Source organism: Rhodococcus sp. Q1 (assembly GCF_004153645.1).
Classification (GTDB): Bacteria; Actinomycetota; Actinomycetes; order Mycobacteriales; family Mycobacteriaceae; genus Rhodococcus; species Rhodococcus gordoniae.
Map to the genome: position 1 here is coordinate 424316 of NZ_SDMJ01000004.1, position 25924 is coordinate 450239.

General features: G+C 69.6%; 23 protein-coding genes. 5 read left to right on the top strand and 18 right to left on the bottom strand.

Features of this window, described 5'->3' with window-relative positions; all coding sequences use genetic code 11:
• Nucleotides 1-298 precede the first annotated feature (298 nt).
• The 5 genes from cydC to EQ874_RS14335 form a co-directional block, all read right to left on the bottom strand.
• Nucleotides 299-1978 (bottom strand): thiol reductant ABC exporter subunit CydC, encoded by a 1680-nt coding sequence (gene cydC, locus EQ874_RS14315; RefSeq protein WP_129977175.1) that lies wholly within the window; start codon nt 1976-1978, stop codon nt 299-301.
• Between the two features lie 19 nt (nt 1979-1997).
• Nucleotides 1998-3719 (bottom strand): thiol reductant ABC exporter subunit CydD, encoded by a 1722-nt coding sequence (gene cydD / locus EQ874_RS14320; RefSeq protein ID WP_129977176.1) that lies wholly within the window; start codon nt 3717-3719, stop codon nt 1998-2000.
• Nucleotides 3716-4753, bottom strand: coding sequence for a cytochrome d ubiquinol oxidase subunit II (gene cydB / locus EQ874_RS14325; protein ID WP_064064552.1), 1038 nt, complete (start codon nt 4751-4753; stop codon nt 3716-3718). Before cydB ends, cydD begins: the two co-directional genes overlap by 4 nt.
• Before the next feature lie 12 nt (nt 4754-4765).
• Entirely contained in the window at nt 4766-6265 is a 1500-nt protein-coding gene (locus tag EQ874_RS14330; RefSeq protein WP_016932855.1) for a cytochrome ubiquinol oxidase subunit I, read from the bottom strand.
• 242 nt (nt 6266-6507) lie between these two features.
• Nucleotides 6508-7362 carry an aminodeoxychorismate lyase gene (locus EQ874_RS14335; RefSeq protein ID WP_016932856.1) on the bottom strand — a complete coding sequence of 285 codons (855 nt, stop codon included), beginning with the start codon at nt 7360-7362 and terminating at the stop codon, nt 6508-6510.
• A gap of 56 nt (nt 7363-7418) precedes the next feature.
• Between EQ874_RS14335 and EQ874_RS14340 the strand changes: the two genes are divergently transcribed.
• From EQ874_RS14340 to EQ874_RS14355, 4 genes are all read left to right on the top strand, one after another.
• On the top strand, nt 7419-8549 hold the full coding sequence (locus EQ874_RS14340) for a folate-binding protein YgfZ (protein ID WP_064064554.1): 1131 nt from the start codon (nt 7419-7421) through the stop codon (nt 8547-8549).
• Between the two features lie 17 nt (nt 8550-8566).
• A complete protein-coding gene (locus tag EQ874_RS14345) occupies nt 8567-9259 on the top strand; it encodes an MOSC domain-containing protein (RefSeq protein ID WP_165369260.1) in 693 nt (230 codons plus the stop codon).
• On the top strand, nt 9256-10236 hold the full coding sequence (locus EQ874_RS14350; RefSeq protein ID WP_129977178.1) for an asparaginase: 981 nt from the start codon (nt 9256-9258) through the stop codon (nt 10234-10236). The genes EQ874_RS14345 and EQ874_RS14350 overlap by 4 nt, the downstream gene beginning before the upstream one ends.
• 194 nt (nt 10237-10430) lie before the next feature.
• Nucleotides 10431-10622: a DUF3073 domain-containing protein gene (locus EQ874_RS14355; RefSeq protein WP_006551813.1), complete on the top strand. Its 192-nt coding sequence runs from the start codon at nt 10431-10433 to the stop codon at nt 10620-10622.
• 223 nt (nt 10623-10845) lie between these two features.
• Here EQ874_RS14355 and purM read toward each other — a convergent pair whose 3' ends face one another.
• The 11 genes from purM to purS form a co-directional block, all read right to left on the bottom strand.
• Nucleotides 10846-11919 (bottom strand): phosphoribosylformylglycinamidine cyclo-ligase, encoded by a 1074-nt coding sequence (purM, locus tag EQ874_RS14360; RefSeq protein WP_016932860.1) that lies wholly within the window; start codon nt 11917-11919, stop codon nt 10846-10848.
• 136 nt (nt 11920-12055) lie between these two features.
• A complete protein-coding gene (purF, locus tag EQ874_RS14365; RefSeq protein ID WP_016932861.1) occupies nt 12056-13636 on the bottom strand; it encodes an amidophosphoribosyltransferase in 1581 nt (526 codons plus the stop codon).
• Between the two features lie 98 nt (nt 13637-13734).
• Nucleotides 13735-14121, bottom strand: coding sequence for a sterol carrier family protein (locus EQ874_RS14370; protein ID WP_129977179.1), 387 nt, complete (start codon nt 14119-14121; stop codon nt 13735-13737).
• 11 nt (nt 14122-14132) lie between these two features.
• Nucleotides 14133-14801: a CPBP family intramembrane glutamic endopeptidase gene (locus tag EQ874_RS14375; protein ID WP_129977180.1), complete on the bottom strand. Its 669-nt coding sequence runs from the start codon at nt 14799-14801 to the stop codon at nt 14133-14135.
• Nucleotides 14798-16573 (bottom strand): alpha/beta-hydrolase family protein, encoded by a 1776-nt coding sequence (locus EQ874_RS14380; RefSeq protein ID WP_129977181.1) that lies wholly within the window; start codon nt 16571-16573, stop codon nt 14798-14800. Before EQ874_RS14380 ends, EQ874_RS14375 begins: the two co-directional genes overlap by 4 nt.
• Before the next feature lie 2 nt (nt 16574-16575).
• Entirely contained in the window at nt 16576-18855 is a 2280-nt protein-coding gene (purL, locus tag EQ874_RS14385; RefSeq protein WP_129977182.1) for a phosphoribosylformylglycinamidine synthase subunit PurL, read from the bottom strand.
• A gap of 67 nt (nt 18856-18922) precedes the next feature.
• Nucleotides 18923-19513, bottom strand: a complete 591-nt coding sequence (locus tag EQ874_RS14390; RefSeq protein ID WP_129977183.1) for a Uma2 family endonuclease — start codon at nt 19511-19513, stop codon at nt 18923-18925.
• 80 nt (nt 19514-19593) lie between these two features.
• A complete protein-coding gene (locus tag EQ874_RS14395) occupies nt 19594-20889 on the bottom strand; it encodes a M18 family aminopeptidase (RefSeq protein ID WP_064064560.1) in 1296 nt (431 codons plus the stop codon).
• A 27-nt stretch (nt 20890-20916) separates the two neighbouring features.
• A complete protein-coding gene (locus tag EQ874_RS14400; protein ID WP_016933895.1) occupies nt 20917-21267 on the bottom strand; it encodes a VOC family protein in 351 nt (116 codons plus the stop codon).
• A 349-nt stretch (nt 21268-21616) separates the two neighbouring features.
• Nucleotides 21617-22294, bottom strand: coding sequence for a phosphoribosylformylglycinamidine synthase subunit PurQ (gene purQ, locus EQ874_RS14405; protein ID WP_064064562.1), 678 nt, complete (start codon nt 22292-22294; stop codon nt 21617-21619).
• Entirely contained in the window at nt 22291-22536 is a 246-nt protein-coding gene (gene purS / locus EQ874_RS14410; protein ID WP_006551824.1) for a phosphoribosylformylglycinamidine synthase subunit PurS, read from the bottom strand. The genes purQ and purS overlap by 4 nt, the downstream gene beginning before the upstream one ends.
• Nucleotides 22537-22786: 250 nt before the next feature.
• On the opposite strand from purS, the gene EQ874_RS14415 reads away from it, so the two are divergent.
• A complete protein-coding gene (locus EQ874_RS14415; RefSeq protein WP_016933641.1) occupies nt 22787-23431 on the top strand; it encodes an MBL fold metallo-hydrolase in 645 nt (214 codons plus the stop codon).
• Nucleotides 23432-23456: 25 nt separating this feature from the next.
• On the opposite strand, the gene EQ874_RS14420 is transcribed toward EQ874_RS14415, so the two are convergent.
• Complete coding sequence (locus EQ874_RS14420; RefSeq protein WP_064064563.1) at nt 23457-25100, bottom strand: FAD-binding dehydrogenase; 1644 nt, start codon at nt 25098-25100, stop codon at nt 23457-23459.
• A 58-nt stretch (nt 25101-25158) separates the two neighbouring features.
• A complete protein-coding gene (locus EQ874_RS14425; RefSeq protein WP_129977184.1) occupies nt 25159-25863 on the bottom strand; it encodes a DUF2334 domain-containing protein in 705 nt (234 codons plus the stop codon).
• Nucleotides 25864-25924 lie beyond the last annotated feature (61 nt).

Below are 25924 nucleotides of genomic sequence, written 5' to 3' on the forward strand. Positions count from 1 at the left end.
TTTTTGAAGTATCGGCACCAAACTGGTGTACCCACAACGGACCATCTTGCACACCCGAAATGCCCACCTCGTCCGATACGCGAACAGCCCCCGAGCCGCACCGCCGGACGGATCGCTCCGTGTGTCGGCGGTCCCGATCGGACGGATCGGGAGCTCGGGGGCCGGGTGACTACCTGGGATTCGCCAGCCGCACGCGGTCGGTGAATTCCGTCGTCGGCAAGCAGCTAGCGGGTAGCCACCTCACGCGTCCGAATATCACTCACTTCCAGACCACCTCCTTCCTCGTGTACCTGCGAAATTACGCCTCGCCCGGGGAGCTGTGCAACGGATTTTTCTCGACGCGAACGACCAGGTCGGCGGCCGTGTCCGCGGGTAGGCGGTGGGTGACCACCACGACGCTGCGTTCGGGGCCGACCAGACACGCATCCCGGTCCAGGAGGAGCCGCTGCAGCCGCTCCGCGCTCTCGTCGTCGAGATGCTCCGTGGGTTCGTCGAGCAACAGGATCCGCGCGGGCGACAGCAGGGCCCGAGCCAGCAGGATACGACGGCGTTGCCCACCGGAGACCGTGCGGGCCCCGGCTCCGAGAACGGTGTGCACGCCCTGCGGGAGTCCGTCCACCCACTCCCCCAGCCCCACCGCCCCGAGGGCGGCCGACGCCTCGGTCTCGTCCACGTCACCCCGCGCCACGCGCAGGTTCTCGAGGATCGACGTGTCGAACAGGTGGGCGTCCTCCGCGAAGAACCCGATCTGCCGGCGCACCGCACCGGGATCGATGTCCGCGAGGTCGACACCGTCGAGGGTCACCGTGCCCTGGCGTGGGTCGAGCAACCCCGCGAGTGTCATGAGCACGGTGGTCTTGCCGCTGCCGCTGCCGCCCACGATCGCGACGCGACAACCCGGCCGCACGTCGAGGTCGACCGGTTCGGTGGCCGGTCCGCCGGGCCATCCACCTCGTAGCCCCTCCGCACGCAGCCGGCCGGGGCCGTGGGCCGGTGCGGTGCCGTGCGGGACCGTCCGATCGGCGCGGTCGAGCAGATCAGTGATACGACGGGCTGCCAGGCGTGCGCGGTTGAGGGTCTGCGCGGCGGCCGGCAGTGCGGCGGTGGCCTCGAACGCCGACAGGGGCAGCAGGACGAGGACGCCGAGTGTCGTCGGGCTCATGGCCACGGGACCGGAGCCGAAGACCGTGATGCCGACGAGGAGAGCACCGAGCACGCTCGCCCCCACGGCGAGGGGTGCGGCGGCGTCGGCGAACGCGGCGGGGACCGCCGACCGGTCGGTGGCGCGGACGGAGGCGACGTTCGCGGCGCGGGCCCGCCGGGTGAGCGGATCCAGCCGTCCCGCGACCCGCAGTTCCGCCGCGTGGTCCAGCACCGTGACCGCGTCCTCGGTGAACCGGGTGCGGGCCGCGTTCGCATCGGCGTCCGCGCGGGCGGCCGCGCGTGCCGACAGCCACGGCGCGAGCAGCCCGGCGACGAGCAGAGCCACCGCGAGCACTGCACCGGCGGCGGGCGCGATGACGGCGACGGTCGCGACCGCCGCGAGGGAGAGCACGGACGCGACGGCGATGGGCACGAGTGCGCGCACCACGACGTCACCGAGGGCGTCGACGTCGGCGCCGGTGCGGGCGAGCAGGTCGCCGCGACCGAGACCCAGGGCGGCGGCCGGGTCGCCGTCCGCGAGTCGCCGGTAGAGATTCGCCCGGGCCGACGTTGTGCCGCGCAGAGCGGTCTCGTGCGTCGCCAGACGTTCGAAGTAGCGGAACAACCCGCGGGAGATGCCCAGTGCCCGTACCGCGACGACCGCGACGGTCAGGTCGAGGACGGGGGGCATCTCCCACGCGCGCACGATCAGCCACGCCGACAGGCCGGCGAGCAGCAGCGCGCTGCCGAGGGTCGCGACACCGGCGAGGACGGCGAGCAGCACCCGGCGCGGTTCTAGTTCGAGCAGGGCCATCGCGCGGCGCAGGTCCTTCATCGAGATTCCTCCGCGGCCCTCATCGGGTCACCTCCGTGGTCGGTGCCGCGTGGACGGTGACGACCTCGTCCGCGATGGCGAGCAGGGTGGGGCGGTGCGCGACCACCACCACCGTCCGCCCGGCCGCGGCGAGACCGCGCAGTGTGTGGAGCACGGTGGCCTCGGTGTCTTCGTCGAGGTGGGCGGTCGGTTCGTCGAGCAGCAGCACCGGACGCGAGGAGGCGAGGGTGCGGGTGAGCGCCAGCCGCTGCCGTTGGCCGAGCGACAGACCTGTGCCGCCCGCCCCGACGACGGTCTCCCAGCCGTCCGGGAGTTCGGCGAGCACGCTGTCGAAACCGGTGGCCGCACAGACGTCGTCGAGGTCGGTGGTGTCCGGGTCGACACCGGTGAGCCGAAGATTGCCGGCGAGGGTGCCCGGCAGCAGCACCGGTCGTTGCGGGAGCCACGCCACCTGCGACCACCAGCCCTCGTCGCCCACGACGGGCCGGCCGTCGACGGTCACGGCCCCTTCGCTCGGCTGGGCGAGACCGAGCAGCGCCAGCAGGGCCGTGGACTTGCCCGCCCCGTTGGCACCGGTGAGCGCGGTGATCTTCCCGGGACGGCAGACTGCGTCGAGTCGGTGCGGGGCGTTCCCGCCGCGTCCGGGGACGCTCATGCCGTCGAAGACGATCTCGCACATCTCCGCTCGGCCGGTGCCGATCGTTCTCGCGGACTCTCCTCGCGGGTGCACCTCGCCCGGAGCCGAGTCGAGCACGGCGAACGCCTTGTCGGCCGCGGCCATCCCGTCCTCGGCGGCGTGGAACTTGTTGCCGACGGTCCGCAGTGGGAGGTAGGCCTCGGGCGCGAGGATCAACGCGATGATGCCGGCTTCGAGGGGCATCGATCCGTAGACCAACCGCATACCGATACTCACGGCGACCAGCGCGACCGACAGCGTGGCAAGGAATTCCAGCACCGTTCCGGACAGGAAAGCCACGCGCAGAGCCGACATCGTGGTCGCGCGGTGCTCGTCGCCGAGTTCGCGCACGCGATCGGCGGGCCCCTTCTCGCGCCCGAGTGCGCGCAGTGTCGGGAGTCCCGCGAGCAGGTCGAGCAGTTGCGACGAGAGGGTGGTCATCGCGCGCAGGGTGCGGTCGGCCTTGCCCTTGGTGAGCAGGCCGATGAGGATCATGAAGATCGGGATCAGGGGGAGAGTGACCACGACGATGATCGCCGAGGTGAGGTCGTGCAGGGCGATCACGACGATCGTCACCGGCGTGAGGATCACCGCCAGCACCAGGGCCGGCAGATAGCCGGTGAGATAGTCCTTCAGTCCGTCGAGACCGCGGGTGAGGACCACCGCGATCTCGTCGCGTCGCGGATCGAGTGCTCGCGGAGGCAGATTCGCTGCGGCGTCGAGGACGTCGTGCTCGAGTCCGGCGACCACGCGGGTCGCGGAACGGTGCGCGTACCGCGACTGCAACCACGTCACCGCGACCCGCACGACGATCGCCGCGGAGAGGATCACCAGTTCGGTCGTCCAGTCGGCGATCGACCGGGCGTCGGTGGTGATGACACCTGCGAGCACCCGGCCGATCATGAGCGCGGTGACGACGACCATCACGACATCGACCACCGAGGTGGCCACCGTCAGGACGAGATATCCGCGAGCCGCGGCCGAGTAGCGCCACAACCGCGGGTCCACCGGTCCCCGCCGGCGCGCGGAGGCGTCGGCGGGGACGGAGGAGTGCGTCGTCGTCACTTCGAGCCGATCTTCAATCCGATCGAGTGCGGGATGTGGTCGGTCGACAGACGCCGGCGGAACACCCAGTACGTCCAGCCCTGGTAGGCCAGGACGACCGGAGTCATGAACGCTGCGGCCCACGTCATGACCTTCAGTGTGTACGGGCTCGACGAAGCGTTCTCGATCGTGAGCGACCACGCCGGGTCGAGCGTCGAGGGCATCACGTTCGGGAACAGCGACGCGAACAGCAGGACCACGGTCGCGGCGATCGCCACGGTGGTGAACACGAACGCCCAGCCCTCACGCTCGGCGACGGTCAGCGCGACCACCGCGAGCAGGGAGACCGCCGCGACGGCGACGAGGGCGATCGTCCAGCCCTTGCCGTAGGCGAGCTGTGTCCACACCACGAACGTGCCGGCCACGAGGACCGCGGGCACGGCCAGCTTCCGCGACAGCGCCACGGCGTCGGTCCGGACCTCACCTTCGGTCTTGAGCGCGATGAAGACCGCACCGTGCAGGGCGAAGACGAGCGCCGTCGTCGCCCCGCCGAGCAGGGCGTACGGATTCAGCAGGTCGAAGAAGCCGCCGATGTACTGCTTGTCGGCGTCGATCGCCACGCCGCGCACGATGTTCGCGAACGCCACGCCCCACAGCACTGCGGGGACCCACGAGCCGAAGATGATCCCCCAGTCGCAGCGGCGACGCCAGGCCGGGTCGTCGATCTTGCCGCGCCATTCGATGGCGCATACCCGCACGATCAGGGCGAGCAGGATCAGCAGCAGCGGGAGATAGAAACCGGAGAAGAGGGTCGCGTACCACTCCGGGAACGCCGCGAACAGCGCACCGCCCGCAGTGATGAGCCAGACCTCGTTGCCGTCCCAGACCGGACCGATCGTGTTGAGCAGCACCCGGCGCCTGGTGTCGGCCTCGGCGGTTCTGCCGCGCCCGAGCACCGGGAAGTGCATGCCGACACCGAAGTCGAACCCCTCGAGGACGAAGTAGCCGGTGAACAGCACTGCGATGAGGATGAACCAGATTTCCTGAAGTCCCATGTCCGCCCACTCCTAGTACGCGAAGGACAGCTGTGTCGGCTGCGTGTCGTCTGTGTCGTCGCCGGAACCCGGCGGCTGGGCGTCGTGTTCCTGCGGACCCTCCATCGCGTACTTGCGGATGAGCCAGAACCATACGACTCCGAGTGCCGCGTAGACGAGGGTGAAGGCGATCAGCGAGGTGAGCACCGTGCCGGCGGTGTGATCGGAGACGCCCTGGTCGACGGTGAGCCGGATCATGTCCACGCCTGTCGGGTTGGGGTGCACCACCCAGGGCTGCCGGCCCATCTCGGTGAAGATCCAGCCCGCGCTGTTCGCCAGGAAGGGGGTGGGGATCGCGATCAGCGACAGCCACGAGAACCATTTCTGATCGGGTACCCGGCCTCGGCGGGTGACCCACAGCCCGGCCAGGGCCAGGGCCGCGGAACCGGCGGCCAGGCCGATCATCGCGCGGAACGACCAGTAGGTGACGAACAGGTTGGGCTTGTAGTTACCGGGGCCGAACTGCTCCTCGTACTGCGCCTGCAGATCCTCGACGCCCTGCAGCGTCACGCCCGAGAATTCACCCTGGGCGAGGTAGGAGAGGACGATCGGCACGTCGAGGACGTGGACGACGCCGTCGCAGTCGTTGTGCGTGCCGACGGTGAGGATCGAGAAATTGGGATCGGTCTCGGTATGGCACAGCGATTCGGCCGAGGCCATCTTCATCGGTTGCTGCTCGAACATGAGCTTGGCCTGGACGTCGCCGGTGACGAACAGCCCGATGCCGGAGATGATCATCACCATCAGCCCGAGGCGGGTCGCGGGGCGGAACAGTCCGCGGGCGTCGTCCTCGAGCTTCTGTGCCTCTTCGGGTTCCGAGGCGCGGATCGCGGCGGCGCGTCGCATGTTGCGGACCATCCACCAGCCGCCGATGCCTGCGACGAAGGTTGCGGCGGTGAGGAATCCGCCGGCGACCGCGTGGGGGAAGGCCGCGAGCGCGGTGTTGTTGGTGAGCAGTTCCCAGATGCTCGTCAGCTCGGCGCGTCCGGTCTCGGGGTTGTAGACCGCCCCGACCGGGTGCTGCATGAACGAGTTCGCCGCGATGATGAAGTAGGCGGAGGCGTTCACGCCGATCGCGACGAGCCAGATGGTCGCGAGGTGTACGAGTTTCGGCAGCCGTGTCCAGCCGAAGATCCACAGGCCGAGGAAGGTCGACTCCATGAAGAAGGCGACGAGGCCTTCGAGGGCGAGGGGTGCGCCGAAGACGTCGCCGACGAAGCGGGAGTACTCGCTCCAGTTCATGCCGAACTGGAATTCCTGCACGATGCCGGTCGCGACACCGAGCGCGAAGTTGATCAGGAACATCTTCCCGAAGAACTTCGTGAGGCGGTACCAGTGGTCCTTGCCGGTGACCACCCACATCGTCTGCATGATCGCGACGAGCGGCGCGAGGCCGATCGTCAACGGCACGAGGATGAAGTGATACACCGTCGTGATCCCGAACTGCCACCGGGACAGATCCAAGACGTCCATTGCCACTCCGAGGTGAGGCCCGGGTCGGTACGGGAATCCGAGCGTGGGCCGACGCTGCGGTTCTCGTTCGCACAATCATGCCGGTAGCACTTCTCCCGGCCTTGTTACTACCGAATGTAGTAGCGATTGCGGACAGTGGAACACGTTCGTGTCGCCCGACACATCGGACACACGTCACATCGGAGGTGGAACAGCGCAGCGGACACCCGCCGCCACTCACCCGGCGGCGTCGACCGCCTCGTTCACTTGGCGGCGTCGACCGCCTTGCTCACGAGACCCTCGATCTCGCCCTCCTGCACACGTGACACCAGCGCGTGCCCGTTGAGAGTGTGCACACGCACCGCGAGAGCCACGCTCGAGATCAGCCAGACCCCGTCGGCGACGACGAGATCCGCCGGGCGCAACGGCTCGTACCGGACCGCGAAATCCTGTTCACCGGCCAGATCGAACAGCGCCTGCTGCGTGGTACCGGGGAGGATCCCCTGCTCCGGCGGCGGTGTGACCAGCGTCCGTCCGCGCGCGACGAGCACGGTCGAACGCGGACCTTCGAGCACAGAACCCTCGGCGCTGACGAAGATCACGTCGTCCGCCCCGACCGCCTCGGCGTGGCGCAGCGCCGCCATGTTCGTCGCGTACGACAACGTCTTGGCGCCGAGAAGTTGCCACGGCGCCTTCTGCGCGAGGTCTGTCGAGTAACCCCGCTCCAGGGTCACCACCGACACACCGTCGCGCCGGACCGTGGCGACACGTTCGGCCACCGGCGTCACGAGCAGGAAGGCCGTCGGGGTGTCGCCGCCCTCGCGACCACGCGTGTAGACCAGCCGCAGGACACCCTCCCGCTCCGCGCCCCACTGTTCGAGGGCCACATCGACGGCCAGCCGCCAGTCGTCGCGATCGGGCTCGGGCAGCTGCACGGAGGCCGCGGACGCCACGAGGCGGGCAAGGTGCAGTTCGAGCGCACACGCCCGACCGCCTCGCACGAGCAACGTCTCGAACACCCCGTCGCCACGAAGAACACCGAAATCGTCGGCGTGCAGAAGGGGTGCGTCCGCATCCCTCACCTCGCCGTCCAGCGTCACCAGCACCCGCTCAGCCATGGGGCTCAGCCTAGCCACTGGCAGACCTGCCGGCCGGTTCCCCATAGACTGGTGTCGTGACCGAGTCTCCGATCGTGTCCGAAAGCGCCCTTCTCGCACTTCCCGGCGCAGTCGCCTCGCCCTCCGGTGGGCCCGATGCCGGACTTCCCTGGCATTACGGCGACCCGCTCGGCGAACAGCGTGCCGCGTCCACTGCAGCCGCGGTGGTCGATCGTTCCACCCGCTTCGTCATCGCCGTCCCCGGCGATGAACGCCTGAGCTGGCTGCACACCATCACCAGCCAGCACATCGCCTCGCTCCCCGCGGGTTCCTCCGCCGAGAACCTCAGCCTCGACGCGAACGGCCGCGTCGAACACCATTTCGTGCAGACCGACCTCGACGGCGTGACGTGGATCGACACCGAAGCCGACCGCGGACCCGATCTGCTCGCCTTCCTGAAGAAGATGGTGTTCTGGGCGAAGGCCGAACCCCGCGACGGCAACGAACTCGCGATGCTGAGCCTGCTCGGGCCGGAGTCCGGAAGCCCGGCCGTGCTGTCCGCGCTGGGCATCGACTCGTTGCCGACCGAGCCCTACGCGGCCGTCGCTCTGCCCTCCGGCGGGTTCGTGCGCCGGATGCCGTGGCCCACCGAGCACTCCTTCGACCTTCTGGTGCCGCGTGAGTCGCTCACCGCGACCTTCACCGCGCTGCGAGACGCAGGCGCACGCCCCGCCGGCAGCTGGGCCTTCGACGCTCTGCGCGTCGAAGCGGTCCGTCCCCGCATCGGTGTCGACACCGACGAACGCACCATCCCGCACGAGGCCCGCTGGATCGGTGGCCCCGACCAGTACGGCGCCGTCCACCTCGACAAGGGGTGCTACCGCGGCCAGGAGACCGTCGCGCGCGTCCACAATCTCGGTAAGCCCCCGCGACACCTCGTCCTGATCCATCTCGACGGCTCGGCCGACGGACGACCGGAGACGGGCGACGACATCACGGCGGGGGGCCGCACGGTCGGGCGGATCGGCACGATCGTCGACCACCACGAACTCGGGCCGATCGCGCTCGCGCTCGTCAAGCGCACCATCACGCCCGACACGGCGCTCGTCGCGGGGCCGTGCGCGGCATCCATCGACCCCGACTCCATCCCGCCCGACGACGGCATCCAGGCAGGAAGGGCGGCGGTCGAGCGATTGCGCGGCCGGTGACCGCCGATACAGCCGGCATGCGGCCGGCCACCTCGGGGACCGTCGCAGCGGCCTGCATCGTGCACACGCTGCACGAGACCGGACTGCGACGCAATCCCGTCACCGCGATCGACAAGCGTCCCGTGGACGGTCCGGTGCACGTCGGCGAACTCGGACTGGCCGGCGACCGCCAGTGCGACACCGCCAACCACGGCGGTCGTTTCAAAGCCGTCTACGCCTTCTCGCAGGCCGAGTCGCGGCGCTGGGGCACCGAACTCGACCGCGAACTGCCCATCGGCTGGTTCGGCGAGAATCTGCACGTCGCCGGGTTCTCCCCCACCGACGCCGTCATCGGTGAGCGGTGGCGTGTCGGTGAGGGCGGTCTGCTCCTCGAGGTGACCGGGCCGCGCACGCCCTGCCGCACCTTCGCGATCCGTTCGCACGAGGGCGACTGGGCCACGCGGTTCACCGCCCGGGGCGACTGCGGCGCGTACCTGAAGGTGATCGTCGAGGGACCGGTGGGTGCGGGCGATCGGATCGTCGTCGAGCACGTCCCCTCCCACGGAGCGACGGTGCGCGATCTGTTCACCGGGCGGGGCCACGAGCGGGTCGCCGCGATGCTCGAGCAGCAGTCCGGTCTCGCTCCGAGCGTCGTCGCCAAGGCCCGGCGCCTCGCGGGACGACCACAGAAGGGTTCCGTGGGTCGGTCACGGAAGGGAGAGGCCCGTTGAGCGTCGAACTGGTCGAGGTGGTGCGTTCGGGTTTCCGGGAATGCGTCCACCGCGGGTCGCTGATCGTCCTGGACCCGGACGGCGAAGTGCTCGTCTCGGTGGGCGAGGTACACACGCCGATCTATCCGCGGTCGTCGAACAAACCCCTGCAGGCGGTCGCGCTGCTGCGCGCCGGCTTCGTTCCCCGCGACTCGGCGGAACTCGCGATCGCCACGGCCTCGCACGAAGGTGAGGCCGACCACGTGGAGTCCGTCGACCGGCTCCTGACCGGCGCGGGCTTCACCGAGAACGATCTCCGCTGCCCGACGGACCTGCCCGGCAACGAACTCGCCCGCGCCGAGGTGCTCGCCGCCGGAGGCACACCGCGGTCGATCTACATGAACTGCTCGGGCAAGCACGCGGCCATGCTCGCGGCGTGCACGGCGAACGGCTGGGACACCGACGGCTACACCGACAGCGGTCACCCGCTGCAGCAGTGGGTGACCGAGACGATCCTCGAGCTGACCGGCGACATCGAGGACACCGACCTCGGGATCGACGGCTGCGGACTGCCGATCGTGCCCGTCCCGCTGTTCAATCTGGCCCGCGCCTACTCGCGGCTGGCGACGGCGGAGGCCGGCACACCCGAACGCGCCGTGGCCGACGCGGTGCGCGAGCATCCGTTCCTCATCTCCGGCACCGGTAAGGACGACCTGAAGCTCATGCGTGCGGTGCGCGGCCTGCTGTGCAAGGCGGGCGCCGACGGAATCCACGCCGGTGCACTGCCGGACGGCACATCCTTCGCTTTCAAGATCGACGACGGGCACGAGCGGGCACGCCTCCCGCTCACCGCGGCCCTGCTCCACCGCCTCGGTTCGGGAACCGCCGCGGGCTCCGCGACCTTCGACTCCGAACGGCTGGCCATGCTCTCGTCCGCGCCGGTGTTCGGCGGCGGCGTGCGAGTCGGCACCGTCCGGGCCGTCCCGGGGGTGTTCTGAAGGGCATCTTTATCACATTTCACCAGCATTCATGCAGGTCGGGTCGTTATGAGGCGTAACGGACACCGGCCCAGCCGGGTGTGTGGAGGCGCAACCGAACTTTCCACGCTAAAGTGGGCGTCAGGAAAATACTCAACACACCGGGGCCGCCACTTTTCCCCAGGCCGCCCCGTCAAAGCGCGAGGGGGTTGGCCATGGGCCGCGGCCGGGCTAAGGCAAAGCAGACCAAGGTTGCACGGCAACTCAAGTACAGCTCGCCGTCCACCGACTTCGAGAGCCTCCAGCGAGAGCTGTCTGGCGGAGCAACCAACTCGCAGCGGGACGAAGTCTTCGCCGAGCAACGTTCCGGATGGGACGACGACTACGACGACGACTGGCGTCGCTGACCTGAATCACTCTCCGACGGAGGGGGAGGCCGATCTTTCGGCTCCCCCTCCGTCGGTGTGGTCGGCATTCGACGCGAGGCCGGGCGGCGCTCGTTTCCGTCCTCGGCCTTCGAGTCTGTGACTTCCGAGTTCACGACACGGCAGTAACCGAAAGGCCGGTCTCCCAGTTTTCCTGGGGGAACCGGCCTTTCGTCGTGTTCGCGTGGGGCGACGCGTGCGCCTGTCAGAAGCGCGGATGATCTCCGAGCAGCACCGCGCGCTCGTCGGCGCCGTCCTGCGCCTTGCGGACCGTGCCCAGCGTCCAGCAGTCGATGTGCCGGGCGGTGAGCACCGCCAGAGCGCGATCGACATCCTCGGGGGCCACGATGGCCACCATGCCGACGCCCATGTTGAAGGTCTTCTCCATCTCGGCCCGCTCGACCCGTCCGCGCTGCGCGATGAGGCCGAAGACCGGAGCGGGGCTCCAGGTGGTGCGGTCGAGTTCGGCCACGAGCCCCTTGGGCATCACACGCGCGAGGTTCGCGGCGAGACCGCCACCGGTGACGTGGCAGAAGGTGCGCACCTCGGTCTCGGCGGCGAGCGCGAGGCAGTCCTTGGCGTAGATGCGGGTGGGCTCGAGCAGTTCCTCACCGAGGGTGCGACCGAACTCGTCGACGTGCGCCGTCAGGCTCATCTTGCCGATGTCGAGCAGGACCTTGCGGGCGAGCGAGTAACCGTTCGAATGCAGACCCGAAGCGCCCATCGCGATCACGACGTCGCCGGGGCGCACACGGTCGGGTCCGAGGAGCTTCTCGGCCTCGACGACACCCACGCCGGTCGCGGACAGGTCGTAGTCGTCGGCGGCCATCACGCCCGGGTGCTCGGCGGTCTCGCCACCGAGCAGCGCGCATCCGGCCTGGACGCATCCCTCGGCGATACCCGCGACGATCTCCGCGACGCGCTCGGGCACGACGCGACCGACCGCGATGTAGTCCTGCAGGAAGAGCGGCTCGGCACCGCAGACCACGAGGTCGTCGACGACCATCGCGACGAGGTCGAGACCGACCGTGTCGTGCTTGTCGAGTGCCTGCGCCACCGCAAGCTTGGTGCCGACGCCGTCGGTGGACGCCGCGAGCAGCGGCTCCTTGTATCCGCCCTTGAGGGCGAACAGACCGGCGAACCCACCCAGGCCGCCCATGACCTCCGGGCGGGTGGCCTTCTTCGCGTGCGGGGCGAACAGTTCGACGGCTCGGTCACCGGCCTCGATGTCCACGCCCGCCGCGGCGTAGGAAGCTCCGGGGGTTGCGTCCTCGGTCATGAGTTGTCGGCTCCAGCCTCGAGTTGTGTCTTGTCGTGAAAAATCTGGCTACGCGCGGGCCGGGTACCTGCGTCCGGGCATGCGAAACGCACGCCGAACCGGGCCGACCGCGGCACTTACGGTACCCGACCAGCTTCTACGGCCGACTGAGAACGTCCGCGTTGTCGTTGTCCAACACGGTCGGAGTGACCGAATCGGTGTCGACGACGCCGAAGGCGTCCTTGCCCGCCCGGTGCTCGGTGGGAAGCGCGATCGGGTAGTGACCGTCGAAACATGCAGCGCACAAACGGGATGCGGGCTGCTCGGTGGCACCGATCATGCCGTCGATCGAGATGTAGCCGAGCGAATCGGACCCGATCGACCGGCGCACCATCTCGACCATCTCGTCGTAGTCGTGCCCCTCCTCGACGCTGTCGCGGGTGCCTGCGCCGTTGGCGATCAGCTCGGCCGGCGACGCGAAGTCGATGCCGTAGAAACACGGCCACTTGACGGGCGGCGACGCGATGCGCACGTGGATCTCGAGGGCACCGGCCTCGCGCAGCATCCGGATCAGGGCGCGCTGCGTGTTGCCGCGCACGATCGAGTCGTCGACCACGACGAGCCGCTTACCGCGGATCACTTCGCGCAGCGGGTTGAGCTTGAGCCGGATACCGAGCTGCCGGATGGTCTGGCTGGGCTGGATGAAGGTGCGTCCCACGTAGGCGTTCTTCATCAGGCCCTGCCCGTACGGGAGTCCCGAACCCTGCGCGTACCCGACGGCGGCCGGGGTGCCCGACTCGGGCACCGGGATGACCAGATCGGCGTCGATCGGATGTTCCTTCGCGAGCCGGCGTCCGATCTCCACGCGGGTCGCGTGCACGGAGCGACCGGCGATGGTCGAGTCGGGGCGCGCGAGGTAGACGTACTCGAAGACACAGCCCTTGGGCTCGGGGTTGGCGAAGCGCGACGAGCGCACACCGTTCGCGTCGATCGCGAGCAGCTCGCCGGGTTCGATATCGCGGACGAAGGACGCGCCGACGATGTCGAGAGCGGCGGTCTCGCTGGCGACGACCCAGCCGCGGTCGAGCCGTCCGAGGCACAGCGGGCGGATGCCCCACGGGTCGCGGGCCGCGTAGAGGGTGTGCTCGTCCATGAAGGTCAGGCAGAACGCGCCGCGCAGCTGCGGGAGCAGCTCCATCGCGGCCTCTTCGATCGTGCTGTTCTTCGCGCCGTGGGCGAGCAGCGCACCGACGGTGTCGGAGTCCGAATTCGCCGCGCCGGGCCGCGTGGGATCGAGCACACCGAGGCGGCGCCCGCGTTCGGCGAGTTCGGCGGTGTTGACGAGGTTGCCGTTGTGGCCGAGCGCGACGCCCGAGCCGGAGGCGGTGGTGCGGAAGATCGGCTGCGCGTTCTCCCAGGTCGTGGACCCGGTGGTGGAGTAGCGGCAGTGACCGATGGCGATGTGCCCGGTCATCGCGGCGAGCGTCTGCTCGTCGAAGACCTGGCTGACGAGTCCGAGGTCCTTGAACACGAGCACCTGCGAACCGTCGGCCACGGCGATGCCCGCGGCTTCCTGTCCGCGGTGCTGCAGCGCATAGAGACCGTAATAAGTGAGCTTGGACACGTCCTCGCCGGGAGCCCACACTCCGAACACTCCGCACTCTTCGCGGGGTTCGTTCTCGGGTTCGGTGGAGGCGAGAAGATTACGTGTGTGGACCGACAGATCGGCACTGGTCACGGACGTGCTCCCTGAGGCTGGACAAGCGGGGCTCCCCCCATTCTACGGCCCGCGGGAGGTGCTCCTTCCCACACACCCGGTGTGCACCCCGCCGGACGTCAGAGTCGGGCGATCGGGAGCAGCCGGCCGATCTCCGCGGCGCGCCCACCCGATGCCTCCACCGCCCCCGAGGTCACGGCCCCGTCGAAATCGATGCTGCCGACCACCAGGCGCAGCCACGTGCGCGGATCGGTCTCCACGACGTTCGGCGGGGTTCCCCGCGTGTGGCGGGGGCCTTCGATGCACTGGACGGCCACGAACGGCGGCACCCGCACCTCCACGCTCGATCCGGGCGCGAGTTGCTCGAGGGTGCGGGCACTGAGCCGCACCGCGGCGGCAAGGTCGGGGCGCGGCGGCTTCTCGTCGCGCTCCCCCGCCACCCACGGACCGACCCGCTCGAGGGCGGTGCGCAGCTCGGCGGGGTCGACGGGTCTCCGTGGTGCCATATCGCCGCAGCCTAACGACCCGCGTCGCGCTCGGAGGCCTCCGGACGGGTCGCGACACCCACCGCGACGGCGCCACCGGCATTGATCGCCAGGTGCAGGAGCATCGGGGCGAGGACGCTGCCCGTCCGTCGTCGTAGTTCGTCGAACACGATGCCGCTCAGGGCGGTGAGCACGACGGTTCCGGGAACGGAGTCCCCGGCGTGACGGGCGGGCACGACGTGCCAGAGCCCGAAGGCGACGGCCGTGAGCACCCGGTCCCGGCGTCGCGACGCCCGGCGCGCCAGCGCGTACAGCACCGAACGGAACATCAACTCCTCGGCCAGGACCGTTCCGAAGGGAATGTGCACGAACACCCACTCGGTGTGGTCGGCGCGACGCGCTCCCGCCGCCATCCGTCGTCGCACGGGCGGAACGGCGAGCATCACGGCGTAGGCCGCGACCGGCACCACCGCCGATGCCGTCCCCCACAGCACTCCCCTGCCCGTACGGCGCCAGCCGAGCTCGGCTGCGGAGACACCGGCCGCGCGGGTCGCCGCGGCGAGCGCGAGTCCGAACCCGGCGTTCGCTGCGGCTCTCCCCCGGGGACCGAGATCCACCGCCGGAAGGACGAGGTTGTTCCACGCGACCAGCACGGCGGCGCATCCCGCAGCGAGGAATCCCCCAGCGGGCCGCGCGCTCACTTCTCGGGCCCGTCGTGGTCGGCGAACGCCTCGAGGGCGATGCGTACCCGTTCGGTGTCGTTCTCGGTCCAGCCCTCGGGTCGGGTGACTGCGATCCATCCCTCGAGCACCGCCGACCCGTAGTTGTGGCCGTGCCCGTCGGGCACGCCGGCCGCGTTGGTGAGATCGGCGGAGACCTGCCAGAAGGTGACGAACGGGAACCACCGCATCTGCGGCAGCCGGTCGGGTCCGGGCGGCTCCGACAGCCAGTCGGGGCGGGAGAACAACAGGTCGGGCGACCACCAGACGACAGGATCGGAGGCGTGCTGGATGTAGAGCACGCGCGGCGACAACCACGGTGTGTCCGGCTCGTGGATCGCCTCCCGGCTGTCGGCGAAACGCACGACGAGACCGTCCGCGTACACCGGCTGCACCTCGGTCGACCCGGGATCGCGGCGCTCGACGAGCTGCCGCCACAGGCGGTTGGAGTTGGGCGGGCCCACCCACAGCACCCCGTCCATCCGGGCACGGATCTCGGCGAGACTGTCGAAGGCACCCTCCCCGGACTGCGTCCCGAGACTCTCGCCGTAGAGGAACAGGTCGGGACGATCGTCCTCCGGCAGCTGCGACCAGCGTTCGTACACCCGGTCGACCAGCATCTCGCCTGCGGCAGCCGCCTTCTCGCGGTCGGCGAGGAACGAGATCCAGCTCGGGAGGTACGAATACTGCCAGGCCACCATGGCCAGGTCGCCGTTGTGGACGAGTTCCATCGCGCGGGCCGCCGTGGGGTTGACCCAGCCGGTGCCGGTGGTGGGGATCAGGACGAGCGTCGACCGCTCGAAGGCGCCGGTCCGCTCGAGTTCGCCGAGGACGAGATCGATGCGCTCTTCCGGCGTGGGGGCGGTGTCGAGGCCGACGTACACCCGGATCGGTTCCAGGGCGGGACGGCCGTTGACCGCGGCCAGTTCCTCGGCATCCAGGCCTCGCGCGACGAAGTTGCGGCCTTCGAATCCGAGGGTCTCCCAGGGCGCGAGGGATTCGGGGCTGCCGGACTTGGCGGGCTCGACCGGCTGGACGGCGCCGGGACGGGTGGTGTCGTCCTGCAGACCGAAAGCCTGGTTGACGACGGCGTAGGCGCCGCGGATGAGTACGCCGTCGATGAGCATGAAGGTGGCGAGCACCACGACGAGCACGCCCAGTGTGCGAGCGAGGCCGAGCGGCATCCCCGTGCGACGGCTCAGCTGGGCGGATATCCAGCGCCCGATGTCGCGTAGCCCCCGCCACAGGGCGATGAGGGCAGCGGCGACGGCCAGGCTCAACAGGATGGTACGCAGATATCCGCTCGTGGTGCTGCCCTCTGCCCCCATCAACGCGGCGAGCTGGCGTTGCTCACCGGCGGACAGGACGAGCGCGACGAGTGACGCGAGGACGGCGGCGACCGGAACCGCGACCTTGATCGCGCGCAGCACCGGGAGCGGTGGCGGCCACCACCGCCGCCCGGAGAGTACGAACCGCGCCACGGCCCAGCCGACGACGCACCCGACGCCGTAACCGATCGCGGCGTTGATGCCGCCGATGAGGCCCTGGAAGAGCCAGTCGCGCGGAAGCAGCGAGGGTGTCAGCGACCAGCAGAAGAACAGTGCGGCGAACGCGATACCGGTGAAATCCAGGCCCAGCCACCCCCACACCCGAGCGGTGAGGGGGTGGCGATCACCGAAGTCGGTGACCGCGGCGATGATCCGACCCTGCCGGGCCTCGAACGCCGCCAGCCGATCGACCCGGGTGGCCGGCACGGCTATCCGAACAGAGCAGGCAGGGTCCCTTCCCACACCTCGCGCAGCTCGGTCATGGGGATCGAGAACAGGCCCTGGACCTCGACGGAGTCGGATCCCTCGTCGACGACACCGATGCGCACCCACGGCATGTTGCGCGCGGTGCACATGCCCGTGAAGCGAGACTCCTCGGTGCGCGGCACGGCCACGAGCACACGACCGGCCGACTCGGAGAACAGCGTCACGAACGGATCGGCACCCTCCGGAAGCAGCACGCGGCAGCCGGTCTCGCCCGCCAGCGCGGCCTCGACGACAGCCTGCGCGAGACCACCCTCGGACAGATCGTGCGCGGCCGAGATCAGGCCGTCGCGCGAACCGGCGGTGAGGATCTCCGACAACAGCCGCTCACGATCGAGGTCGACCTGCGGCGGAACGCCACCGAGGTGGTCGTGCTCGACCTGCGCCCAGATCGATCCGTCGAACTCGTCGCGGGTCTCACCGAGCAGGATCAACGTCTCGCCCGGTTCGAGGCCGATGCCGGTGGGGATGCGGCGGTGCACATCGTCGATCACGCCGAGCACCGCGACGACCGGCGTCGGCAGGATCGCGGTGGCGCCGGTCTGGTTGTAGAAGCTGACGTTGCCGCCGGTGACGGGAATGCCGAGCTTCGCGCAGCCGTCGGCGAGGCCGCGCACGGCCTGCTGGAACTGCCACATCACGCCCGGATCCTCGGGCGAACCGAAGTTCAGGCAGTTCGAGACGGCCTTCGGCGTCGCGCCGGTGACGGCGACGTTGCGGTAGGCCTCGGCGAGGGCGAGCTGGGCGCCCGCGTACGGATCGAGCTGGGTGTAGCGGCCCGAGGCGTCGGTGGCGAGGGCGATGCCGCGTCCGGTCTCCTCGTCGATGCGGACCACACCGCTGTCGGCGTTCTCGGCGAGCACGGTGTTGCCGCGCACGTAACGGTCGTACTGCTCGGTGATCCACTTGCGGCTGCACAGCGCCGGCGACGCCAGCATCTTCAGCAGCGTCTCGCGCAGTTCGTCGGCGGTCTCGGGCCGCTTCAGGCCGGCCGTGGTGTTCGCGACCAGCGCGTCCTGCCAGGACGGGCGTTCGATAGGACGCTCGTAGACCGGGCCCTCGTGGGCGACCGTGCGCGGCGGCACGTCGACGACGGTCTCGCCGTGCCAGTCGATGACGAGACGCTCGCCGTCGGTGACCTCACCGATGACGGTCGCCAGGACGTCCCACTTCTTGCAGACGGCCATGAAGGCGTCGACGTTGTCGGGCGTGACGACCGCGCACATGCGTTCCTGCGACTCCGAGGACAGCACCTCGGCCGGGGTCATGCCCTTCGCGCGCGTCGGGACACGCTCGAGGTTGATGTGCATACCGCCGTCGCCGGCGGCGGCGAGCTCGGAGGTCGCGCAGGACAGTCCGGCACCGCCGAGATCCTGGATGCCGACGACGAGCTTCTCGCGGTAGAGGTCGAGGCAGCACTCGATGAGCACCTTCTCGGTGAAGGGATCGCCCACCTGCACGCTCGGCAGCTTCTTGGGTCGGCCGCCGTCGCTGTCGTCGAACGTCTCGGATGCGAGGACGGAGACACCGCCGATGCCGTCGAGACCGGTGCGAGCACCGAACAGGATGACCTTGTTGCCGGTACCCGAGGCGTGGGCCAGGTGCAGGTCCTCCACGCGCATCGCTCCGGCGCACAGCGCGTTGACGAGCGGGTTGCCCTGATAGGAGGCGTCGAAGACGGTCTCGCCACCGACGTTGGGCAGGCCGAGCGAGTTGCCGTAGCCACCGACACCGCGTACGACACCGTCGACGACGCGACGGGTGTCGGGGTGATCGGCGGCACCGAAGCGCAGCTGGTCCATCACGGCGATCGGGCGGGCACCCATGGCCATGATGTCGCGGACGATGCCGCCCACGCCGGTCGCGGCGCCCTGATACGGCTCGATGTACGAGGGGTGGTTGTGCGACTCGACCTTGAAGGTGACGGCCCAGCCGTCGCCGATGTCGACGACACCGGCGTTCTCACCGATACCGGCGAGCATCGACTCGCGCATCTCGTCGGTGGTGGTCTCGCCGAAGTAGCGCAGGTGCACCTTCGACGACTTGTACGAGCAGTGCTCGGACCACATCACCGAGTACATGGCGAGCTCGGCGTCGGTGGGGCGCCGGCCCAGGATCTCCTTGATCCGGGTGTACTCGTCTTCCTTCAGACCCAGCTCCCGATAGGGCTGAGCGGCGTCGGGGGTTTCGGCGGCGTGGGAGACGGTATCCACGTGCGGTGACACTGGGCGTCGGGTCCCTTCACTCTGGGATCGAAAACGGCAGGCCGGGCGGGAACTGCCGCGGACCAGTCTATCGGTGTGCAGGGGCGACGGGGTTCACCGGTGCGGGCACGAGCTCCGAGGGTGTGACGGTCACCTCGGTGCCCAGCGCATCGAGGGTGACGGTGCCCGAGTGTTCGCCGTCGAATCGGTACCACCCGTCGACGAGGGTGAAGGTGGCGAGCACGGGCGGCCCGCCGAGATCGACGATCCAGTACTGCGGGACTCCGGCCTCCGCATATTCGGAGAACTTCGTGACCCGGTCGGTGCGGGCCGTGCCGTCGACGGTGACCTCCACGACCAGCTTCACCTCGGCGATCGGGGCCCGATCGGGGTCGGCGTCGACGAGGGACCGTCCCACGACGATCACATCGGGGCACCGCACCGTCAGCGGGTTCTCCGCGACCAGCACCTCGACGCCTCCGATCGCACACCATTCGTCGGGCAGCTTCTCGTCGAGGAGCAAGGCCAGGGTCACCGCGGCGTGATCGTGTGCTGTTCCCGGCCGGGGCGCAGCGATCAGCACGCCTTCGCACACCTCGACGTGGTGCCCGTCGGATTCGGGCAGGGCCGACCACTCGTCGAGGGACAGCAACTGATCGGGATAGGACGGGACGTTCATTGCATTCCCCCGTTCTCGCCGATCGGACACGACCGTCTTCAGTGTGTCACCGGTGGGCGTGGCGGGGTGGGCGAACGCGGTCACGACGCGGGGGTCAGGAAAGCGGTCAGGGCCTGCGCGTAGCTCGTCACGTCGTCCGCGCCCATGAACTCGCGCGCCGAGTGCATGGCGAGTTGCGGGGCGCCGACGTCGACGGTCGTGATGCCGGTCCGCGACGCGGTGATGGGGCCGATCGTGGAACCGCACGGCAGGTCGGCGCGGTGCACGTACCGCTGCAGCGGAACCCCGGCCTGCTCGCAGGCCAGCGCGAAGGCGCCGGCGCCGGTCGCGTCGCTCGCGTAGCGCAGGTTCTGGTTCACCTTCAGGACCGGTCCGCCGTTCACCGCGATCCGGTGGGCGGGTTCGTGTCGCTCGGGATAGTTGGGGTGCGTGGCGTGCGCCATGTCGCCCGACGCGACGATCGAGCCGGCGCGGGCACGCAGGAACTCCTCGCGGCCGCCGCCCCGGAGCAGGACGATCCGCTCGAGGACGGTGTTGAGCAGTTCCGAGAAGGCGCCGCGGTCGGACATGCTGCCGACCTCCTCGTGGTCGAACAGAGCGAGGAGCGGCATCGGGCCGCCGTGCGCGGCGACGTGGTCTGCGGCGTCGAGCAGCGCGTGCAGTCCGGCATAGCAGGTGCCCTGGTTGTCGAGGCGCGGTGCGCTGACCAGATCGCGGCCCGGTCCGACGACCGCGCTCGGAGCGAGGTCGTGGGTCATCAGCTCCCAGCCCAGCACCGCGCCCGGGTCGATACCGTGCTGCTCGGCGACCCACGCGATGAACGAGCGCGGTTCGGTGCCGACTCCCCAGACGCCGTCGACGTGACGCTGCGGGTCGAGGTGCACGCCCTTGCGGTCCTCGGACAGGTGGATGGCGAGCTGCGGAACCCGCAGGACCGGCGCGTCGACGCGGACGAGAACGTCCTCGGTGGTCTCACCCGAGCGCACGGTGAAGCGGCCGGAGATCCCGAGGTCGCGGTCGAGCCACGAGTTGAGCCACGCACCGCCGTACGGTTCGAGACCCACGAGCCGCCAGCCCGCCGACGTGAGGTCGGGATGCTGCTTGACGCGCAGATTGGGGCTGTCGGTGTGCCCGCCGACGATGCGGAAGGGCGCGGCCGGATCGTCGGCGACACCCTCGGTGCTCCACGCGAGCAGCGACCCGCCCCGCACCAGGAAGAAGCGTCCCGGTTCGGAGGGCCAGGCCTGCTGCTCGTGCAGTTCGACGAATCCCGCCTCGCTCAGCGCCGCGGCGACGGTGGCGCAGACGTGGAAGGGCGACGGCGACAGGTCGACGAAATTACAGAGACCCCGAGCATCGGCACGCGTGGAAGACATGACTGCATCTTCGCATCACGGACAGGCTCAGTGCCCTCCGGCGACGCAGAACAGGTTGCCCTCCGGGTCGGCGAGCGTCACCCAGCGGAAGTCGTCGCTTAGGTCCTCGCGGTGGACCTCCTTCGCGCCGGCCTGCACGAAGCGCTCGACCTCGGCGTCGAGGTCGGGGGCCGTGAGATCGAGGTGCACGCGGTTCTTCCCCGGTGTCGGGTCGGACACCTTCTGGAAGCCCAGCCTGATGCCTTGCGGCAGGGCGACGATGAAGAACCAGCCGTCGTTCTCCTCCTCGATACGCCCGTCCGTGCGCTCGGCCCACCATCTCGCGAGCGGACCCGGATCGGACGTGTCGAAGGTGATCATTGCGATGGTCGCTGTCATGACGCGACGGTACCGCCGGGGACCGACAGGCGATATCCGTCGAGGAACGGACCGATTTGGGTAGTCCTACTCAGGACATACCGACATGGCTCGGGCAAACTGATCCGCGATGTCGCGCATGGGGGATGACGACGACATCGCGCCCGGGACTTGATCGGGGGGTCGAGCTCCGGGGTTGTAGGGACGAGGGATTCCGCAGCCGATCGGGACGGTCGCGGGGTCCCTCGTTCCGTCTCTCCGGTTCCGGGACTTCAGGTTCGGAGGGCCACTCGAAACCCCTGGAACGAGCGCAGTCCCCACCGTCCCGGGAGGGTCGATGGGGACTGCGCCGGAAGCTCCGGTCAGGCGATCACGCGTTGACGACCGCGTCCAGCACGCTGTAGAACATGCCGAGTCCGTCGTCGCTGGGGCCGGTGAGCGCCTCGGTGGCGTGCTCGGGGTGCGGCATGAGACCGACGACCCGGCCGTTCGCCGACGAGATGCCCGCGATGCCGCGCTGCGAACCGTTCGGGTTGTCGCCCGCGAAGCGGAACACCACGCGACCTTCACCCTCGAGCTCGTCGAGCACCTTCTCCGGTGCCTGGTAGCGGCCTTCACCCGACTTGAGCGGGATGAGGATCTCGGCGCCGGCCTCGTAGCGCGAGGTCCACGCGGTGGTGTTCGACTCGACCTTCAGCCACTCGTCGCGGCAGACGAAGTGCAGACCGGCGTTGCGGGTGAGCGCGCCCGGCAGCAGACCCGCCTCGCACAGCACCTGGAAGCCGTTGCAGATGCCGAGGACGGGCATGCCCTTCTGCGCGGCCTCGACGACCTTGCCCATCACCGGCGCGAACCGTGCGATGGCACCGCAGCGCAGGTAGTCGCCGTAGGAGAAACCGCCGGGCACGATCACCGCGTCGACGCCCTTGAGATCGGCGTCCCCGTGCCACAGGCTCACGGCCTCACCACCGGCGAGATTCACCGCACGGGAGGCGTCGACGTCGTCGAGCGTTCCCGGGAAGGTGATGACTCCGATGCGTGCGCTCATGCGTCACCGTCGATCCGCCGGATGGCCCAGTCCTCGATCACCGTGTTGGCGAGCAACGACTCGGCGATCTTCTCGAGCTCCTCGTCGCCGACGCTGCCGTCGACCTCGAGCTCGAAACGCTTGCCCTGACGGACGTCGGTCACGCCCGCGAAGCCCAGCCGCGACAGCGCCCCGGTGATGGCCTGACCCTGGGGGTCGAGAATCTCGGCTTTGGGCATGACTTCGACGACGACACGCGCCACGTGCTGCTCCTCGGTAGTAGTGCTGGCGCCCGGGGACGGACACCGGACATCCAGCAGTTTACCGGCCGCGGCCACCGGGACGGGCATCGGCCGAGGTCCCCCTCGTACGAGACCTGTCACACCCGTTCAACGCCGCTCGGCAGCAACGAGTTCGCGCACGCGGGGCGGCGGAGGGCGGGAGGAGGCTACCGAAGCGGAGTTCCTGTCCGTAGCCGGTCGTCGGGCTCCTTCCGGCGGCATACTCGACGACATGCACCTGACCCATTTCGGCCACTCCTGCATCCTCGTCGAGCACCTCGGCGCGAAGCTCCTCTTCGACCCCGGAAATTTCTCCCACGGGTTCGAGGGCATCACCGGCCTCGACGCGATCCTCGTGACCCACCAGCATCCCGACCATGCCGATACCGGCCGGCTGCCCGCGCTCCTCGAAGCCAATCCCGGTGCGCAGCTGTTCTCCGACCCTCAGTCCGCGAGCCTGCTCGAGGGCGACTGGACCGCGGTGCGTCCCGGCGATTCGTTCTCCGTCGGATCGCTCACCGTGCGCGGCACCGGCGGACGGCACGCGGTGATCCACCCCGACCTGCCCGTCATCGACAACACGGCCTTCCTCGTCGGCGACGAGGAGAATCCGTCGCGGCTGCTGCACCCCGGCGACTCGCTGTACATCCCGCACGAGCGCGTGGACGTGCTGGCCCTGCCGTCGACCGCGCCGTGGCTCAAGATCTGGGAGGCGATCGACTACCTGCGCGCCGTGAATCCGCGGGTCGCGGTGCCGATCCACCAGGGCATCGTCAACGACAGCGGTCGCGGCGTCTTCTACGGCCGGTACAGCGAGATGGCGCCGGAGGGCACCGAGTTCCGCGTGCTGCCGCACGAGGACGGAGTCGAGGTCTGACGCTGCTCTGGTCCGACGAGGAGGTTCAGCGGGCGGCGGCGCGACCCGCCGCCCGCCCCGAGAAGATGCATCCGCCGAGGAAGGTGCCTTCGAGCGACCGGTAGCCGTGCACGCCGCCACCACCGAATCCGGCGACCTCACCGGCGGCGAAGAGCCCCTCGAAGACCGATCCGTCCGACCGCAGGACGCGCGACGACAGGTCGGTCTCGAGCCCGCCGAGCGTCTTGCGGGTGAGCAGGTGCAGCCTGACGGCGATGAGCGGCCCGGCCTTCGGGTCGAGGATCCGATGCGGTGCGGCGATGCGGACGACGCGGTCGGGTGCGTAGGCCCGTGCCGCGCGCACCGCCGCGACCTGCAGATCCTTCGTGTACTTGTTGTCCATCTCGCGGTCGCGGGCCTCGACCACCGAACGCACCTGCTCGTAGTCGAGCGGCGCCTCGGGGGTGAGTTCGTTCATGCCCGCGACGAGATCGGCGAGCGTGTCGCGGACGACGAAGTCGACGCCGTGCTGCTTGAAGGCCTCGACCGGTCCGGGTGCGCCCGCCTTGACGCGCTGCAGCAGCAGCCGGATGCTGCGTCCGGTGAGGTCGGGGTTCTGCTCGGAGCCGGAGAGCCCGAATTCCTTCTCGATGATCTTCTGGTCGAGCACGAACCAGGTGTGGTCGTGGCCGGTGCTCACGATGTGCTCGAGGGTGCCGAGCGTGTCGAAGCCCGGGAACAACGGCACCGGTAGCCGCTTGCCCGTGGCGTCGAGCCACAGCGAGGAGGGACCGGGGAGGATGCGGATGCCGTGACCGGGCCACACCGGGTCGTAGTTGGTGATGCCCTCGGTGTAGTGCCACATGCGGTCGCGGTTGACGATGTTGCCGCCGGCCTTCTCGGTGATCTCGAGCATCCGGCCGTCGACGTGCGCGGGCACGCCGCTGAGCATGTGCTTCGGCGGCTGCCCCATGCGCTTCGGCCAGTTCTTCTTCACGAGGTCGTAGTTCCCGCCGATGCCACCGGAGGTGACGATCACGGCTCCGGCGGAGAACTCGAAGTCTCCGACGACGGTGCGGGAGGACGCCACGCCGCGCGGCGCGTCGGTGGGCTCGAGGATCGCCCCGCGCACGCCGGTGGCAGCTCCGCCCGTGACGACGAGTTCGTCGACCCGGTGCCGGTGCTTCAGCGTCACGAGTCCGCGTTCGACGCCTTCGCGGAGCTTGCGCTCGAAGATCTCGACGAGACCCGGACCGGTGCCCCAGGTGATGTGGAACCGCGGGACCGAGTTGCCGTGCCCCGCAGCGTCGTACCCGCCGCGTTCGGCCCAGTTGACCATCGGGAAGATCTTCAGGCCGCGCTGCTTCAGCCAGGCGTGCTTCTCCCCGGCCGCGAATTCGACGTAGGCCTGGGCCCACCGCCGCGGCCACCGGTCCTCGACCTCGCGGTCGAAGCCGGCCGTGCCCATCCAGTCCTGCAGGGCGAGCTCGTAGGAATCCTTGATCCCGAGCCGCCGCTGTTCGGGACTGTCGACGAAGAACAGACCACCGAACGACCAGAAGGCCTGTCCGCCCACATTGTTCGAGTTCTCCTGATCGACCAGGAGAACCGTACGGCCGGCGTCGACGAGTTCGCCCACCGCTACGAGTCCCGCGAGTCCCGCCCCCACCACGATCACGTCAGCGTCCATGGCCGCAAACACTACCGAGCGAATGCGGCGACCGGGAGGCCCCGCGAGGCGGCCGGGATCACGCCGCGGTGATCCCCGTGGGACGCCGCGGCCGGCTGTAGACGGCCGGTTCCGCACCGTGACGCAGTGCGATGTCCACGGCGGCGAGGATCGCGTGCCGGGGTCCGGGCTCGGCGAGCCGAGGAGCCGCGATCGCCAACCGGAGCAACTCACCCCGCCGTGCCACCCGCGACGCGCCGATCACCATTGCCCGGCACCACCACGGCTCCGGCTTCGCACCGTCGCCGATGCCGTACACCCGCGACTTCGTCACGGTGCCTGCCGCGAGATCACGGATCCCCGCGATGTCCGCCATCACCCGGAATCCGACCTGCGGAAGTGCGGCCACCGCTCCGGGCGACGCGAGCCAGCGCGGAGGTGCGAACAGCCGCGTGCGGAGTCCCGTCTCCTCGAGCGCGCGGTCGGCCGCGAGCAGGCGCAAGCGCGCCTCGTGTTCGGGCAGTGCGGCGAACTCGGCGCGACGACGCTTCGTCGCCGCCTGGTCGTATCCGTGCAGCACGATCGCGTCACCACCCTCACGCCGCTCGAGAAGCCACTCCTGCGTCGCCGGATCGCGGACGAGACGGTAGTGGTCCTTCAGGCGTGGTGCGACGAGCAGCGACAACGGCACGCCACGCGCGTCCATCTCCCGGGCGAATCCGTCCACGACATCGCGTGTGACGTCCCGGATCCCCGAGACCGACACGATCATCCGTCCGTTCATGACGCAGAGCCTGCTCCATGCAGGTGAACAGACACCCGGCCTTCCGGGGAAGTCCCGGTGA

Bases quoted from the DNA above. Each gene is read 5' to 3' on its own strand.
- EQ874_RS14395 (WP_064064560.1), bottom strand. From the start codon at position 20,889: ATGTCTTCCACGCGTGCCGATGCTCGGGGTCTCTGTAATTTCGTCGAC.
- EQ874_RS14335 (WP_016932856.1), bottom strand. From the start codon at position 7,362: ATGGCTGAGCGGGTGCTGGTGACGCTGGACGGCGAGGTGAGGGATGCG.
- EQ874_RS14425 (WP_129977184.1), bottom strand. From the start codon at position 25,863: ATGAACGGACGGATGATCGTGTCGGTCTCGGGGATCCGGGACGTCACA.
- EQ874_RS14355 (WP_006551813.1), top strand. From the start codon at position 10,431: ATGGGCCGCGGCCGGGCTAAGGCAAAGCAGACCAAGGTTGCACGGCAA.
- cydC (WP_129977175.1), bottom strand. From the start codon at position 1,978: ATGAAGGACCTGCGCCGCGCGATGGCCCTGCTCGAACTAGAACCGCGC.
- EQ874_RS14420 (WP_064064563.1), bottom strand. From the start codon at position 25,100: ATGGACGCTGACGTGATCGTGGTGGGGGCGGGACTCGCGGGACTCGTA.
- EQ874_RS14400 (WP_016933895.1), bottom strand. From the start codon at position 21,267: ATGACAGCGACCATCGCAATGATCACCTTCGACACGTCCGATCCGGGT.
- purM (WP_016932860.1), bottom strand. From the start codon at position 11,919: ATGACCGAGGACGCAACCCCCGGAGCTTCCTACGCCGCGGCGGGCGTG.
- cydB (WP_064064552.1), bottom strand. From the start codon at position 4,753: ATGGGACTTCAGGAAATCTGGTTCATCCTCATCGCAGTGCTGTTCACC.
- EQ874_RS14370 (WP_129977179.1), bottom strand. From the start codon at position 14,121: ATGGCACCACGGAGACCCGTCGACCCCGCCGAGCTGCGCACCGCCCTC.
- EQ874_RS14330 (WP_016932855.1), bottom strand. From the start codon at position 6,265: ATGGACGTCTTGGATCTGTCCCGGTGGCAGTTCGGGATCACGACGGTG.
- purQ (WP_064064562.1), bottom strand. From the start codon at position 22,294: ATGAGCGCACGCATCGGAGTCATCACCTTCCCGGGAACGCTCGACGAC.
- EQ874_RS14390 (WP_129977183.1), bottom strand. From the start codon at position 19,513: ATGAACGTCCCGTCCTATCCCGATCAGTTGCTGTCCCTCGACGAGTGG.
- EQ874_RS14345 (WP_165369260.1), top strand. From the start codon at position 8,567: ATGCGGCCGGCCACCTCGGGGACCGTCGCAGCGGCCTGCATCGTGCAC.
- EQ874_RS14415 (WP_016933641.1), top strand. From the start codon at position 22,787: ATGCACCTGACCCATTTCGGCCACTCCTGCATCCTCGTCGAGCACCTC.